A 13,851-nucleotide genomic window follows, 5' to 3' on the forward strand; every position below is an offset into this window, starting at 1 on the left:
ACCCATGTTAACCAGTATTGCGATTAAAAATTTTGCCATTGTTGAGTCTCTAGAATTAGAACTAAAGCAGGGCATGACGGTAATTTCAGGGGAAACAGGTGCGGGTAAATCTATTATGGTTGATGCCCTATCACTTTGCTTGGGTGCACGCACAGACAGCCGCGTAGTTAGGCATGGTGAAAACAAGGCAGACATAAGTGCAACATTCGACATTCAAGCCTATCCAAATGTGATTAACTGGCTAGAAGAGCATGACTTAGAAACAGGTGCATCCGATCACGACCAACATTGCATACTACGTCGCGTTGTAACGAAAGAAGGTCGCTCTAAGTCTTATATTAATGGCCGACCTTGTTCTCTAACTGATCTTAAATTTGTCAGTTCTCAACTTATTAATATTCATGGCCAACATGAGCATCAATCTCTTTTGAAAAAATCTGCCCAACGTCTACAGGTAGATGAATTCGGCAAACTCACAGGACTTACTCAAAAAGTAAAGCAGGCTTATCAGGATTGGCGTGCCTTAAAAGAAGAGTTAGCCGAGCGTCAAAACCGTTCTAGCGATCAAGAAGCGCGTATTCAGCTATTGTCTTATCAACAGCAAGAAATGGATCAACTAGCATTAAAAGAGAAAGAAATTGAAGAACTAGAAGAAGAGCAAGCCTTCTTATCCAACATAGCCGAAGCACAGCAAGAATCTTACCTTGCCTTGCAGATTCTCAGTGAACATGACACCAACAATGTACGCAGCATGCTACATCAAGCCCTGCAAAGCGCCACCAAGATACAACCCACTCCTGAAACATTAGCAACATCTATAGAACTAATGAACGAAGCCATTATTCAAGTAGAAGAAGCCAGTGACAGTTTGCAGTCTTATCAAGACACTCTAGAACAAGACCCTAGCCGTTTAATGGAAGTGGAATTGCGTTTAACGCTTATTTATGACACAGCGAGAAAGCACAAGGTATTACCAGAGCAATTGCTGCAACTCGCGGCTGATATCAAGTTTGAATTAGACAAGCTAAACGGTAATGGCGATAACCTAGAACAATTGCAAGAAAGAGAAGAGCAGGCTTATCAAAGCCTCACTAATCTCGCCACCTTACTCACAGAAAAACGTATTAAGGCAAAAGACAAGCTCGCTAAACAAGTAGAAGGGCAGATACGAGGACTCGGCATGCCCCATGCTCGCTTCCATATTGATTGTCGCCCTCTTGAACAAGTCAGCGCTAATGGCTTTGAAGAAATCGAATACATGATAGCTTCCAACCCAGGCCAACCAGCACAAGCTATTCGTAAAGTCGCCTCTGGTGGTGAGCTGTCACGTATCAGCTTAGGTATACAGGTTGTTACCGCTCAAACCTCGACCATACCCACTCTGATCTTTGATGAGGTCGATGTGGGTATCAGTGGCGGTGTCGCCGAAGTGGTCGGTCGTATGCTACGCGCTGTTGGCGCCCGTGGACAGGTATTCTGCGTGACTCACCTTGCCCAAGTTGCCGCTCAAGGAAACCAACACCTCATGGTCAGTAAACAAGTAAGAGACAAACAAACCAGCTCTCAAGTACAACAACTTAGAGAAAATCAAAGAGCCACAGAAATAGCCCGACTACTTGGCGGTATTGAGCTTACAGAACAAACGCTCGCTCACGCCAGAGAAATGCTCAACAATGTCCAGCTGCAATAGTAGAAGCCCAGCTTTCTACAAACAGCAAACAAAGCACACCTTTCATAGCATTCACTGACACCCCTTTTCAGTGAATGCTTTCTTTTTCCTGTTCACTAAACCTCATCACACATTTACCTTCTTCCTACCTTGCACAATAACGAATCAGTTTAATTGATGACCTAGTCACCCAGCCCTGCTGGCACCATGAGCGACGCTAAGACGAATCAAGTTTAAACAAAAAGGTGCCTCACTTATCCTTCGCCCTACACTGGCGCAACGATCGAAGCTAAGTCGAATCAGGTTTCAACAAAAGGTTCCTCACTTACCCTACACTGGCGCAATGAGCGAAGCTAAGACGAGGCAAACGCCAACGAAAAAGCGGAGTTTATAATTATAAATGAGCATTTTGAGGAAGTGTTTAACGAAGTATTAGCAAGCTCATAAGCCAGAGAGTATTTTGAGGAGACGTTTGACAATGTACAGCGAGCTCATAAGCCAGAAAGCAAAAAGCCCCAGAAGAGAGCATCTTCTGAGGCTTTTAATGAGTCCTCATCCGCCATCTGCCCAACGGCGAACAAGCTCAATCCTTTGACTGGCGCACTATATTCTTAACTTAACGCTTTACCTGGGTATAACTAGTGAACTTATCCCCAAGTTAAAAGACTAAGACCTAGTCTTTAGGGCGTACATAAAGTACTAGGTTATGATCTTCGATTTCATAACCATGCTCTGCAGCAATTTCTTTTTGGCGTTTTTCAATAATAGGATCGTAAAATTCAATGACTTTACCTGAATCCATGCACACCATATGGTCGTGGTGCTCGCCTTTGGCGATTTCAAAAACAGCTGTGCCTGCTTCAAAATGATGACGCACAACAAGGCCTGCATTCTCAAATTGGGTCAATACACGGTAAACAGTGGCAAGACCCACATCTTCGCCTTGTTCCAACAAGGTACGGTAAACATCGTCCGCACTCATGTGGCGCTCACCTGCGCTTTCCAAAATTTGCAAAATCTTTACCCTAGGCAGGGTGACTTTGAGTCCGGCTTTCTTTAATTCTTGATTTTCGCTAGTCATAGGTAATTCTCTATTCGAACCTTATTTGCATTTACTTTATCATTACTACATCTAAATTAGGATCATTCAAATGAATAAATTTTTTATCGTATTAATTAGTATTTTTAGTTTGACTGCTTGTGGGCTACTTCCACCTGCCTACAAGGTACCTGTTGCCCAAGGTAATGTACTAGAGTTACAACAAGTCAATCAGTTAGAACTTGGCATGACAGAGTCACAAGTAAAATACTTGGTTGGGTCACCCATGATACGAGACCTCTACAAGCCTAACGAATGGTTATATGTTTTTAGTGTCATCGACGCCAACGAAACAACCATTGAAAGTGAAGTCACAGAACTTGTTTTGTTCTTTGATCAAGGCAGACTTATTGAGATACAAGGCCTTTAAGTTACCAGCCTCTTGCTTTGGGTTGGGCTTGCTTAGCCTAACCCTAGATGCAGTCTCATCCAACTTTCTTACCAAGCCTACTCAAGAGGCTAGTTCTTCTTAGCTAACTTGCCAGTGTTTTAAGAGAATAAGTCTCACTATCACTGCCAACCTCTTAAGCTTATTACTATTCCGAACCTTTCGCTGCGCGGTTTGCTCTGGCTCTTTTCGGGTCAACCGTTAACTCACGGTAAATCTCAACACGCTCACCTTGCTTAATTTCTTGTTCTTCTGGTTTGCGCACTGCTTTACCAAAAATTCCTAGCTTAGCATTAGCTTTATCTAGCTCAGGAAAAAAGGTTTCAATGTTAGACTGCATTACCACATCCTTAACGGATGTTCCCTCTTCTACGTCTAATACCACGATCTTTTGTTTGTCTGGCATGGCATAAGCCACTTCCACACGAAGCATAGTTTTATTCACCGTATACCACCTTTGCACGCTTACTAAAGGAATCTACCATGGAGCCTGCCACTTGGCTAAAAACACCACCAAAAGCAAACTTCAGCATGCCGCTTAATTCAAAATCGATTGTGAGGGATATTTTGCAATTGCCTTCTGACAAGTCACTAAAATGCCATACCCCATGTAACTTTTTAAAAGGCCCCTTTACCAAGTTCATTTCAATACGCTCATTTTTAACTAAGACATTGCGAGTCGTGAAACTTTGTTTAACTGGGCCTTTACTGACTTCAAGAGAAGCCACTATTTCTTCTTCTGTTTGTGAAATCACACTGGCGCTATTACAGCCAGGTAAAAACAAAGGATAAGCCTGAACATCATTTACTAGGTCGAACATTTGCTCGGCCGTAAAAGCGACATAGGCTGATCTTTCAATACGGGTCACACTCAAGCTCCTAACCAACCAGTTACCGCGATCAAAAGCATAGCCGGCAAGCTGATATATTTAAGGGTCACATACCACCAAGCAAAATGCTTAGCATTACGGGTAATTAACTCTTTCTCCCACATATTTTGCGGAATAAACCAAGCGACTAGCACGGTCAATAAAATGGCGCTCACAGGTAAGAGCACTAAGCTGGTTAGCGCATCTAATAATTCGAATAAATTCATGTCCATTAGGGTGTAATGAGACCAATCATTAAATGACAGGATAACAGCAAGGCCTAAAAACCAAGCAGCCGTGACTGACAAGGTTGCTGCTTTGAACCTATCCATAGAAAAACGTTCATGTAGCCAAGCAATAAAGAGCTCTAGCATTGAGATAGCGGATGTTAGCGCTGCGATAATCATCAAGGTGAAGAACAAACCACCTAATAACTGCCCGCCTTGAATGGCACCAAATACGATAGGTAAGGAAACAAAGGTCAAACTCGGGCCAGATGCCACATTCAATTCATAGGAGAAGACCAGCGGGAAGATAATAAGGCCGGCTAACAGGGCAACCAATAGGTCTAATCCAACCACGATAGAACATGCGCGAGCAATCGACATGTGTTTGCTCATATAAGCGCCATAGGCAAACATGGCACCCATACCGACACTTAAGCTAAAGAAAGCATGTCCAACCGCCGCCAACACCACATCAAAAGTGATATCAGACCATTTCCAACCAAACAAGAAATCCATGGTTTGCGGTACATCACCCACTTGTAGAGAGTAAAAAGACAAGGTGATAAGCAGAATAACCAAAACAGGCAAAAGGAATTTAACGAGCTTAGCCAAGCCTCGGGTTACAGATTGGCCCACAGCCAAAATAACCAGCACTAAAAAGACACTATTCCAAATCGCCATTTCTTCTGGCTTGGCTAGCATCTCGTCAAAAATAAATTGAGATTTAGGCAAGGTAATGTCATTAAACTCGCCCGTAATCGCACGCCTGAAATAAGAGACGCACCAACCAGCGATAACACTGTAAAAACTGAAAACTAAAAAGCCCACCACACCTGCAAGCCAAGGTAAGCCGACCCAAGCTTTGGCGACGATATGTCTTTCACTTAGATCATTAACAGTATCGATTGGGTTAGATCTTACCGTACGCCCCAATGCCACTTCGGCAATCAAGACAGGTAAACCTACTAACAAGAGGCATAAGATATAGACAAACAAAAAGGCACCACCACCATTTTCACCCATCATATAAGGAAACTTCCACAAGTTCCCTAAACCAACAGCCGAACCCGCTGCGGCAAAGATAAACACCCATGGGCTCGCCCAAATACCTTGAAGACACCGATTTTTCGGCATAACACCTGCTCTTTTACAGAAATACAAACATCATAAAATAAATGCCAGTTTCAGCATACACACTCAGTATAAGCAACAAAAACCCAGCGATTAGTGAGCCGAACCATAAAAAACAGATTCGAGCGCGAATTCTCTAACATTAATGACTTGAGCTCAAGAAAAGCATAGGATTTTCCCAATTTCGACCGTATAATTTCTCGCCATGAGTAAAGCAAAGAAGAAATCCAACACCAGCGGCACTATTGCCTTAAATAAAAGGGCCCGCCACGACTACTTCATCGAGCAAAAGTTCGAGGCAGGAATCTGCCTGACTGGCTGGGAAGTGAAGAGTCTTCGCGCAGGGAAAGCACAGCTAGTCGACTCGCACGTATTTTTACGCAATGGCGAAGCTTGGCTGCTTAACACACTAATCACACCTTTAATGACAGCCTCTACCCATGTTGTGTGCGAACCGACACGTGATAGAAAGCTATTATTGAACAAAAAAGAAATCGACAAGCTTATCCAAGTAACAGAGCAAAAAGGTAAAGCCTGTGTGGCCACCGCCCTGTACTGGAAAGGTAACCACATTAAAGTCGAAATTGCTCTGGCAACAGGTAAGAAAGACATAGACAAGCGTGATACTACCCGTGACCGTGACTGGGCTCGTGATAAAGAACGCATGATGAAACACAGCACACGCTAAGCAAGCATCTTGCTGATTCATCAACCCGCTTTGTCCTAGGCTTAGCGGGTTTTGTTTTTTTTAGTGCTCTTAAAAAACTCTGAAGCGCGCAAGCGTGTTAAGGAAGAGCAAGAAAGCGCACAAAAAGAATGCGTAAGAAGCAAGGAAACCGACTAAAAAGCATACAGAAGCCCTCCAACCAGCCCTTAAGTCCAAAAAGAAAACTAGCGAAATCAAATAGATTCCGTTAAAATTCGCCCATCTTTGGGGACGACATGGTTTCGACGCCGGTTACAAACCCTGAGGTGCATGTCGAGAGTGATGCGTGATCTCGTAAATCCCCCGCATCAAATATATAGTCGCAAACGACGAAAACTACGCTTTAGCAGCCTAAACCCCTGCTAGTGTGCTGCCCTCCGGTTGCTTGTAGCCTGAGACTCCGCAGTATCATAAATTACGAGATGCTAACCGATGCCCCGCCTAGGGATAAGGTTCTAAGATCAAGTAGGCTCGCCGTTAATACCCTGTCCTTCGGGCGGTTAATGGTCAAAAAATAGAAGAGACTATGCATGTAGAGCCGATGGCAGAGGATTGGCGGACGCGGGTTCGATCCCCGCCGTCTCCACCACTTAAGCGGTTGATTTTTAAGGATTTTTAAGACTTAAAAATAAGCCCGACACACATTCGACACACCGAGTGTGTAAAAAAAGGAACCTATCGGTTCCTTTTTTTATGGATAATTCTGAGATGATGTTATGGATAACAATGATAGAAAAATAAGTTTTTTTGTAAAACTCTTAGAGTACTCAGGAACTATAATTGTAATTGGATTAATTGCCGCATGGTTTTTTTCCATCAACTCTTTTAATGCTTACTTTGATAACTTTCTTATAGATGCATCTCAACTTGTTTCAAATGGTATAATTTGGCAATTTGCCTCACAAAAGCTCCTAAGGCTAATGAACCTAAGCATTTTTATCATGCTGGTAGCTGTTTGCTTAATAATTATATTGAGAAACTGGAGAAAGTCATGGATTCCACCAAACCAAACTCCACTACCCAAAATAAGAATCAAATCTAAACCAAATACTATTATCAATGTTCTCTTAACATTACTCTCTACTTGTATTGCATTATTACTAATTATAATACTGCTACTGCTACTTGGTGAAGTAGGAAGATTACGAGCCAAAATAGATCAGGAAAGATTTAACAACAACAAGATCATTCCACAAAAAATAGCCATCGATAAGGCAAACAATATAATTGATTGTGTCTCATTACTCGGCTCTTTCGATAAATATACGTTTGTTATTTATCAAGATAGGAAAACAGAGCTAATAAAAAGCGATAGAATTTTATCGATCCAACCAATGTTCAAACTTCCCCAACCACAAGAGGAATCAATTCCCATATCACAAGGATTAAATACAGGAAAGTGCAGTAAAAAAGAAGCTAAATTCTTAATTAGAGATGGTGTGGCTTGGACATTAATAAAGTTTGTATTAGCTCCAAAAGGTTCATAATAAAATCATTTGAGATCCTCTAATCTCTTTATGCGTACATGATAATTCCAGAGAATATAGCTTAGTAATATAACTGAGCTATTAGCCCCTGTTCCAGTGAGTTGATTAAGCATTTCCAAATCCATTAATTCACCAATTCGACCGCTTGCTCACCCACAGTGTTACCTGCCTGAGTTGCTACTGGTGCAGGTACACCAACATAAATCAATGCACTAGTAACAGCAGCACTCGCTATAAACTTAACTAACTTTCCCGTAAAAAACTTTTTCATATTATTCCTTAAAATGATTTTGAATTTCGCCAGCCTGAACGGCTGTTTTCCAACGTTGATATTGTTCGTCATTCATATTGTCCATTTTGTGACGATATTTAGAGTCAAACTCATCAAGCGTTAATGCACTGCTAACATAGTCAGAGGCTTGCTCTAAGTAATATTCACCCAAGAACACTGAAGCTTCCCCGACTTCCTTAGTTGTCTCTATCACTTCGGTGGCGGCTTTACGTGCTGATTGATAAAGCACAAAGCCGCCAACCGCCGCTACACCAAGCAGAATGTAAAACTGCTTGTTATTAAACGCTGCCATCAGGCCACGTCTCCCCAGATTTCAGAAACATAATTTTGCGTTTCAGTTGGGGCATTTTTAAGCCATTTAGAACCGTGTTCTTTCATTGCGTTATTTACCGCAGTCGGCCCCCAGTTATAAGCTGCTAATGCAGTTTCCCAAGAGTTAAAACGTTCATTCAAGCTCGTTAGATATTGAGCTGCATAATGAATGCTTTCGATTGGGTTTCTAGGATCAACATTCTTATGCCAGCGCGGGACAATTTGCGCTATACCAACAGCACCCGCACCACTTACCGTTTCGCCAGTAATAATATCCTGACGATATCGGCTCTCTTGGTAGAGCAAACGCGCTAACAGGTACTTAGGCATGTTATGACGATACTCAGCCGCCATAATGTCAGCTAGATAAGGCTCAGCACTGCTCGGAGGTGTCCATTTTGTTCTAGTCATAAAATAGAGGGCAACGGCGGCAAGGCTACCGATCATTACCCACTTTCCCCCTTTCATTACTCGGCTGTTTCAGTTGGTTCAACGACTTCGACATCTAAATCAAAGCGCAAGGTAAGGCAGTCGATAATATCGACAGGGTTAGTGGTGCCGCGCTCGTAAGTACGCACCAGAACACCACTTTCATTTGCTTCAGAAACTAATGAAATAGTCTTTTCACCGTTAGCATTTTCTTTGATTGTTGATTGCCAGCCTTCAGAAGCTAGACCAACAACACCGCTTACTTGATATACACCTAGTTCAATTTTTGATGCTGTGATTTGTGCTTGAGTAGCGTCTTTAATGGAGCCGTCAGCTTTTAAATTAATTGCCGCAGTTGTTCTTAGAGTTGCCATTTTCATTCCTTAAAAATTGATTAGTTATTAGGCGGTTTTGATAAAACCATTAGCATCCACAATGGTGTTTTTTGTCGATAGCAACTCACTTGGGTAATTAACACCGTTACGTTTTGAAACCGCGTAAGTTTTACCGCTCCAAGAGATAAACAGCATAACGGCTGAAGAAGTAGCACTACCCGACATAAACATTCCTACGCCATTAGTTTCATTCGTACCTTCCATTCCAATTTGAGTAGCATTTTCTATTGAACCGCCCCCTGTACCGATCAACTGATAAATCCCATCGGGTCGCTGATCCATTAACTCACCTGACGAAACTGATCCATTTGCTAGATTTGAAACGATTTCTACATTGACTTGTTTCGCTTCTTCAAACTTCTGATCAATCTTTTGATCTAGTGCTTCTAGATCATTTTTTACCGACTGCTTCCCTACTTTCATTTGATTACCTCTGTAATTAAAATATTGTCTGCTGCCACCGCCATACACGGCACGACACCAGTAAAATTGTTAAATGTGATGTACTCGCCTGAGTTGAGCGGGATACCGCCAACGGTAACGACACCTGTGTTTTCTTCTGCCGCTAATATGGTGATATCACGGCGATTTTCATTCGCTTGAATGGTGAAGCTTTCACCCGCTGAAAATGTCTTTTGACTGGTTGCCAAACTTGAAGCGGGTTGTTCTTCAGTGCTTAAGGTTTCCGTTATTTCACGGATATTTACCACGCCAGTAATTTGAGTTTTTAATGTCTCTGTAATTTCGCGGATATTCACCACATTCGTGATCTGAGTTTTTAGCGTTTCTGTGATCTGTCGAATGTTAAAAACCGAGCTCATCAAAGCACCAAGCTTTTCAACAATGGGCGCGTGGATGTCTTCAGGATTTAGCATTTGTGTTTTGACTGTTTCACGGATGCCTAACACTTCTGTTAGTTGCCCATCCCCAGCCATGTACAACTTGCCTAAGCCTGTTTTAATGACAAAATCACCTGTCGCATTAGTGGCATTTCTTACCGTGAAATTTCTAAATTGGTCATTAGATTGATACACCTCGTTTACATCCAAGTGATGAGGCTCACCATCTATTTCAATCTCAATTTCACCCGCACCACTGACATAACCGATATACTGCCCAGTCGCTGAAACATCCCAACGTTCACCCGCTTTTAGCCTAAGTTCATGTTTCATTTTTTAGACCTCGCTAAAAAAGCAAAGCCCACAACCGCCGCAGCACTAACACCACCAACCACATACAACACCTTCAAATTATTCTCAGCCATTAAGTTCTGACCATTTGTTGAAACCGCCGCTGCCATACGCTCTACACGATCAGCATTAGCAGCACTTTCTCTAACGACTAAAGCCGCCGCGCTATTTGCTTCTTCCACAGCCATTTTTGACGATGAAGACCAAGCACTGCCCACTTCATCAACTGCATATTTGGCAGTATTTTGAATACTCAAATTCGCATCTTTTGCCATGCTAACAACATGATCCATGCTCGCTAGATTGACGGCTTGATTACTTGTGATAGCTTGGCTAGCAACAGTTAAACCCGCTTGCACCGCTCCATGGTCAGTCGTGGTTACAGTGTTACCATTTCCCGCAATAACAGCTTGGCCTTGCACGCCCTGAAGGTTGTAATTAGTTGTGTTATTAGTCGTTGAGTTAGAGCTGTTTCCCTTACCCATGCCCACCTCCTAGCGACAGACGGTAAACACGCTCAACTTCTTCCCCTGCAAAGCCATACATTTGATACAAACGATGAATTGCAGGTTCGGTAGTGTGGTAACGAATCGTTTTAAAGCCTTGTTTGATAGCTGCATTTTTTAATGCAAAACCTGCTTCACGCATTCCCTTGCCACCCACATAACAAATGACTAACTCACTTCCATGGGCTGCTACTTCTCCCCGAGTAACAGCCCAAACATCAACATTGCTCCCTGTGATGTGGTGAAGTTGTTCAATTCCTTTTTCAACATTTGAGCGTGTTATATCAGCCCATTCACCACATGCACCGCGCAACTTATCAGGTGTGTTTTCATCCCAAGCACAGCGAGTAATTTCAATCATTTCGCCCCCTTAAAAATGAATAACGCACCTAATGCAACAGCACCAACAACCGCCCATGGCACCCAAGCCTGTGAAGCAGCAGAACTAGCCGCAGGGTTGTAATTACCAAAGACAGTTCCACCTACTTGGTTATTACCGCCACGGTTACTTGATGATGCACCCGCATCAATCGAGCCGCCGCCCATGTCTAAGCCGCCCATACTTCCTATTGCAGCAGCACTAGCAGGATCCATTATTTACCCCCTTTGGATACAAAGATGAGCGTTCCCAGAGCAACAACAGTACCGCCGCCAATCGCTAGCCATTTACCGTATTTATCCATAAAACTTGCGTTAGCAGCATTGGCCGCATCAGCTTGATTTTGTACTGCATTGGTTGCAGCAGTTGCGTTGTATTTCACAGCACTAGCGGTGGCTGTTTGAGTTGGCATGTTTGCCGAGTTATCAGGTTCATGAGAGACGCGCTCAACTTCTCGCTCAGCATAACCATCCACTAAATCAATAGATCTAGAAGTTACTTTTTCTGTTATGTCATCCCACCAACTACTCATTAGCCCACCTGCGCATCAACATCAGCCAAGATATCAATCGTCTGGTTATCAGAGTCGTGATAGAGCTTGAACTGGAGTGAGTCATAAGAGGTGTTTAACGCATCAGACATAAAGCCAGAGCCGACAGGGTTAAAAATGAAATAACCGTCTTGTGGTGCTAAGTCGTATTCCGATTGCTGGATAAACTCGATAACATCGCGCTCGATTTCCATGCGCTTAACCACGGTTCCACCTTTTCGAGCTTCCATCTCGATTTTTGAAACATCACCCTTGATGTACAAAGTTCGCAGTTTTGGCCCGCGTAAAAGCTTGTCAAAAACAATAGTGCCTTTGCTCACATTGTTGATGGTATGACGCTCGAAACGGCGCTCATTCACTCGCACTTTTTGGGCTAGAGCAGGATTACCACCATCAAAAATAATATTGCCAGCACCATCTCGTTGAATGGACAAAGGCGAAGCGAATTTTGCATTAGCGCGAAGGTAGTAATCATTGCTAGCAGGCAAAGCAGACGACAAACGAACACGTAATTCATGAGCATCATTTGCATGGCTCGGACGCTCTAAACTGTCTTGCCCTGGCAATGTATTCGCGGAAATATCAGCGATGTGAAATGGAATGATATTTTCAATAACAGCGCGTTTGTTATGTCGCTCCATCATCAAAATTTCATCAGCAGATAATGAAAAAGGCACGTCCGAACCATTTGCAAGTTCAATTGCTTCAATGTATTCAGGCGGGATATTTGTCATTAACAAGAAGGTTCTAAAAACCGTGTTTGCTGGTAGCGTTAAAGACAAGCGTTTGCCTTTTTGAAGCTCACCTGAAAACGGGTTTAATTCTTCATACATATGGCGCATGGATTAACCCCCCGTTACTACAGCAGCGACTTTTTTACCCGTCTTGCCTGATTTCTTCACGGCATAAACCGCAGTACCAAAAGCAATTAAGCCAACGGCAACAGATGTAACTGTTTTCCAGTCAACAGAGCTTTTGACCTTAGTAAGTGTTTGATTCAATGTTTTTCCCCTGTGGAAACGTTTATGTAATTTGCAGGGGAACTGTAGAGGGTTGGATACTATCGCTGTCAACGGGGGGAAAAGTGGTCTGATAGTATCCGTATACTATTCGATACTATGGGATAGTATCGAATTAGCTAAAAAAAGATGAAAAAACATCACCCGATATACTTGAACTTAACTTTTTCAGTGTCGTTTCCCTCCATTTTGTAAAAGTTAAGAGGCTCAAGAGCACCCATTTTTTGAGGTGCAAGCCCTGTTTGGCGCTTAATATAGTGCTGATCATTAGCTTTCTGGATGCCAATATAAGTAACGCCAGCCTGAGTAATAAACGCCTTTGGTACTTCTTGCACTCGCTGAGTGCCCACAGTAAGTATGCCCCCATACTTTCGCGCCCTGCGCCAAACCTTGCCCGTCCACTTTGGCATAGTCTGTTTAAGGCCTACATCTGCGGCTTCTTCCACAATTACATCAAGCAGTTTAGTACCATCAAGCGCGGCCCATATTGCCATCATAAACCATTCAAAAGTGGCTTCGTCATCATCCCCCGCCCAACCAATACGACCACCCTTAGCCATGACGCCTTGCAAGGCTTTTAAAAAGGCTTGTTTGTCTGTGAAGTGCTTACAATTATGGTCTTTGTCAGGGTCCCAAAAAGCCGCCCTTTTAGACGACTTAATCAGGTTCATAATGGCCTGAGTTTTACCCCCGCCAGTGATGGCGGTGATAAAACGGTGAGCATTAGGTAAGGCTTTATTAGCGTTCTTGGCCAAGTTCGCCCCCTTGCGCTTTTTCAGCTTCTTCCTGTGCGGCTTCAAGAGCTAAAATGTGAGAAGAACGCGCCGCCATGATAGCCGCACCAACATACAGCCCTGCTTTGATTTCTGGCTTTTCCATAAAGTCATCAACCCAATCAGGCATAGATTCACCATACTTTTCAGCAAGTGGAACCAAGGCCTCTTTGCCTTCTTCGATTTTCTCCTCTGGCACAGTAGCAGCAGGGTAAACTTTAGAAAGTGACCACCAAAGACCACTATTAAAACGGCCAGCCAGACGATCAGCACGGGCTAAACGTTCCGCTTCATCTTCTTCGGACTCAGCATTCTCTAATGCTTGCTCTTGCGCGGCTTCTTCTTCAGCTTCAGTAATAAGTGAATCAAGGCTTAAACTATCTTCATCGTCTAATAGTTCGTCTGTGTGTACGTCCATTTCATCAATCAT

At 43.1% G+C, this 13,851-nt stretch carries 22 protein-coding genes and 1 other RNA gene; 5 read left to right on the forward strand and 18 right to left on the reverse strand.

Annotation, left to right across the window (positions count from 1 at the left end):
* Nucleotides 1–4: 4 nt before the first annotated feature.
* Nucleotides 5–1,690, forward strand: coding sequence for a DNA repair protein RecN (gene recN, locus OA91_RS09360; RefSeq protein WP_063338017.1), 1,686 nt, complete (start codon nt 5–7; stop codon nt 1,688–1,690).
* Nucleotides 1,691–2,342: 652 nt separating this feature from the next.
* Here the strand turns inward: recN and fur are convergent.
* Nucleotides 2,343–2,750, reverse strand: coding sequence for a ferric iron uptake transcriptional regulator (fur, locus tag OA91_RS09365; protein ID WP_046015739.1), 408 nt, complete (start codon nt 2,748–2,750; stop codon nt 2,343–2,345).
* 70 nt (nt 2,751–2,820) lie between these two features.
* Between fur and OA91_RS09370 the strand changes: the two genes are divergently transcribed.
* A complete protein-coding gene (locus OA91_RS09370) occupies nt 2,821–3,138 on the forward strand; it encodes an outer membrane protein assembly factor BamE (protein WP_046015738.1) in 318 nt (105 codons plus the stop codon).
* Between the two features lie 166 nt (nt 3,139–3,304).
* On the opposite strand, the gene OA91_RS09375 is transcribed toward OA91_RS09370, so the two are convergent.
* The 3 genes from OA91_RS09375 to OA91_RS09385 are packed head-to-tail and all read right to left on the reverse strand — an operon-like array spanning nt 3,305 to nt 5,386.
* Nucleotides 3,305–3,601: an RnfH family protein gene (locus OA91_RS09375; protein ID WP_082827857.1), complete on the reverse strand. Its 297-nt coding sequence runs from the start codon at nt 3,599–3,601 to the stop codon at nt 3,305–3,307.
* Nucleotides 3,594–4,025 (reverse strand): type II toxin-antitoxin system RatA family toxin, encoded by a 432-nt coding sequence (locus OA91_RS09380; RefSeq protein ID WP_063338018.1) that lies wholly within the window; start codon nt 4,023–4,025, stop codon nt 3,594–3,596. The genes OA91_RS09375 and OA91_RS09380 overlap by 8 nt, the downstream gene beginning before the upstream one ends.
* 2 nt (nt 4,026–4,027) lie before the next feature.
* Complete coding sequence (locus OA91_RS09385; RefSeq protein WP_063338019.1) at nt 4,028–5,386, reverse strand: sodium-dependent transporter; 1,359 nt, start codon at nt 5,384–5,386, stop codon at nt 4,028–4,030.
* 202 nt (nt 5,387–5,588) lie between these two features.
* On the opposite strand from OA91_RS09385, the gene smpB reads away from it, so the two are divergent.
* The 3 genes from smpB (at nt 5,589) to OA91_RS09400 (ending at nt 7,576) form a co-directional block, all read left to right on the forward strand.
* Nucleotides 5,589–6,071, forward strand: coding sequence for an SsrA-binding protein SmpB (gene smpB, locus OA91_RS09390; RefSeq protein ID WP_009834026.1), 483 nt, complete (start codon nt 5,589–5,591; stop codon nt 6,069–6,071).
* A gap of 245 nt (nt 6,072–6,316) precedes the next feature.
* Nucleotides 6,317–6,678: a transfer-messenger RNA gene (ssrA, locus tag OA91_RS09395) on the forward strand.
* Between the two features lie 127 nt (nt 6,679–6,805).
* Entirely contained in the window at nt 6,806–7,576 is a 771-nt protein-coding gene (locus OA91_RS09400) for a hypothetical protein (RefSeq protein WP_063338020.1), read from the forward strand.
* Nucleotides 7,577–7,700: 124 nt separating this feature from the next.
* On the opposite strand, the gene OA91_RS24285 is transcribed toward OA91_RS09400, so the two are convergent.
* From OA91_RS24285 to OA91_RS09460, 14 genes are all read right to left on the reverse strand, one after another.
* Nucleotides 7,701–7,847, reverse strand: a complete 147-nt coding sequence (locus OA91_RS24285) for a hypothetical protein (RefSeq protein WP_157203816.1) — start codon at nt 7,845–7,847, stop codon at nt 7,701–7,703.
* 1 nt (nt 7,848) lies between these two features.
* On the reverse strand, nt 7,849–8,160 hold the full coding sequence (locus OA91_RS09405) for a hypothetical protein (RefSeq protein WP_063338021.1): 312 nt from the start codon (nt 8,158–8,160) through the stop codon (nt 7,849–7,851).
* A complete protein-coding gene (locus OA91_RS09410) occupies nt 8,160–8,627 on the reverse strand; it encodes a lytic transglycosylase domain-containing protein (protein ID WP_063338022.1) in 468 nt (155 codons plus the stop codon). Before OA91_RS09410 ends, OA91_RS09405 begins: the two co-directional genes overlap by 1 nt.
* 20 nt (nt 8,628–8,647) lie before the next feature.
* Nucleotides 8,648–8,983 carry a phage tail fiber protein gene (locus tag OA91_RS09415; RefSeq protein ID WP_063338023.1) on the reverse strand — a complete coding sequence of 112 codons (336 nt, stop codon included), beginning with the start codon at nt 8,981–8,983 and terminating at the stop codon, nt 8,648–8,650.
* Between the two features lie 27 nt (nt 8,984–9,010).
* Entirely contained in the window at nt 9,011–9,427 is a 417-nt protein-coding gene (locus OA91_RS09420) for a hypothetical protein (RefSeq protein WP_063338024.1), read from the reverse strand.
* Entirely contained in the window at nt 9,424–10,176 is a 753-nt protein-coding gene (locus tag OA91_RS09425) for a hypothetical protein (protein ID WP_063338025.1), read from the reverse strand. Before OA91_RS09425 ends, OA91_RS09420 begins: the two co-directional genes overlap by 4 nt.
* Nucleotides 10,173–10,679 (reverse strand): hypothetical protein, encoded by a 507-nt coding sequence (locus OA91_RS09430; protein WP_063338026.1) that lies wholly within the window; start codon nt 10,677–10,679, stop codon nt 10,173–10,175. Before OA91_RS09430 ends, OA91_RS09425 begins: the two co-directional genes overlap by 4 nt.
* Nucleotides 10,672–11,061, reverse strand: coding sequence for a hypothetical protein (locus tag OA91_RS09435; RefSeq protein ID WP_063338027.1), 390 nt, complete (start codon nt 11,059–11,061; stop codon nt 10,672–10,674). Before OA91_RS09435 ends, OA91_RS09430 begins: the two co-directional genes overlap by 8 nt.
* Nucleotides 11,058–11,294, reverse strand: a complete 237-nt coding sequence (locus OA91_RS09440) for a hypothetical protein (protein ID WP_063338028.1) — start codon at nt 11,292–11,294, stop codon at nt 11,058–11,060. Before OA91_RS09440 ends, OA91_RS09435 begins: the two co-directional genes overlap by 4 nt.
* A complete protein-coding gene (locus tag OA91_RS09445) occupies nt 11,294–11,611 on the reverse strand; it encodes a hypothetical protein (RefSeq protein WP_063338029.1) in 318 nt (105 codons plus the stop codon). The genes OA91_RS09440 and OA91_RS09445 overlap by 1 nt, the downstream gene beginning before the upstream one ends.
* Complete coding sequence (locus OA91_RS09450; RefSeq protein WP_063338030.1) at nt 11,611–12,471, reverse strand: major capsid protein P2; 861 nt, start codon at nt 12,469–12,471, stop codon at nt 11,611–11,613. The genes OA91_RS09445 and OA91_RS09450 overlap by 1 nt, the downstream gene beginning before the upstream one ends.
* A gap of 3 nt (nt 12,472–12,474) precedes the next feature.
* Nucleotides 12,475–12,630, reverse strand: coding sequence for a hypothetical protein (locus tag OA91_RS24290; protein ID WP_157203817.1), 156 nt, complete (start codon nt 12,628–12,630; stop codon nt 12,475–12,477).
* A 158-nt stretch (nt 12,631–12,788) separates the two neighbouring features.
* Complete coding sequence (locus tag OA91_RS09455; protein ID WP_063338031.1) at nt 12,789–13,403, reverse strand: hypothetical protein; 615 nt, start codon at nt 13,401–13,403, stop codon at nt 12,789–12,791.
* Entirely contained in the window at nt 13,387–13,851 is a 465-nt protein-coding gene (locus OA91_RS09460) for a hypothetical protein (protein WP_063338032.1), read from the reverse strand. Before OA91_RS09460 ends, OA91_RS09455 begins: the two co-directional genes overlap by 17 nt.

Origin of the sequence: Marinomonas sp. SBI8L, from assembly GCF_001624705.1 — a bacterium.
Classification (GTDB): Bacteria; Pseudomonadota; Gammaproteobacteria; order Pseudomonadales; family Marinomonadaceae; genus Marinomonas.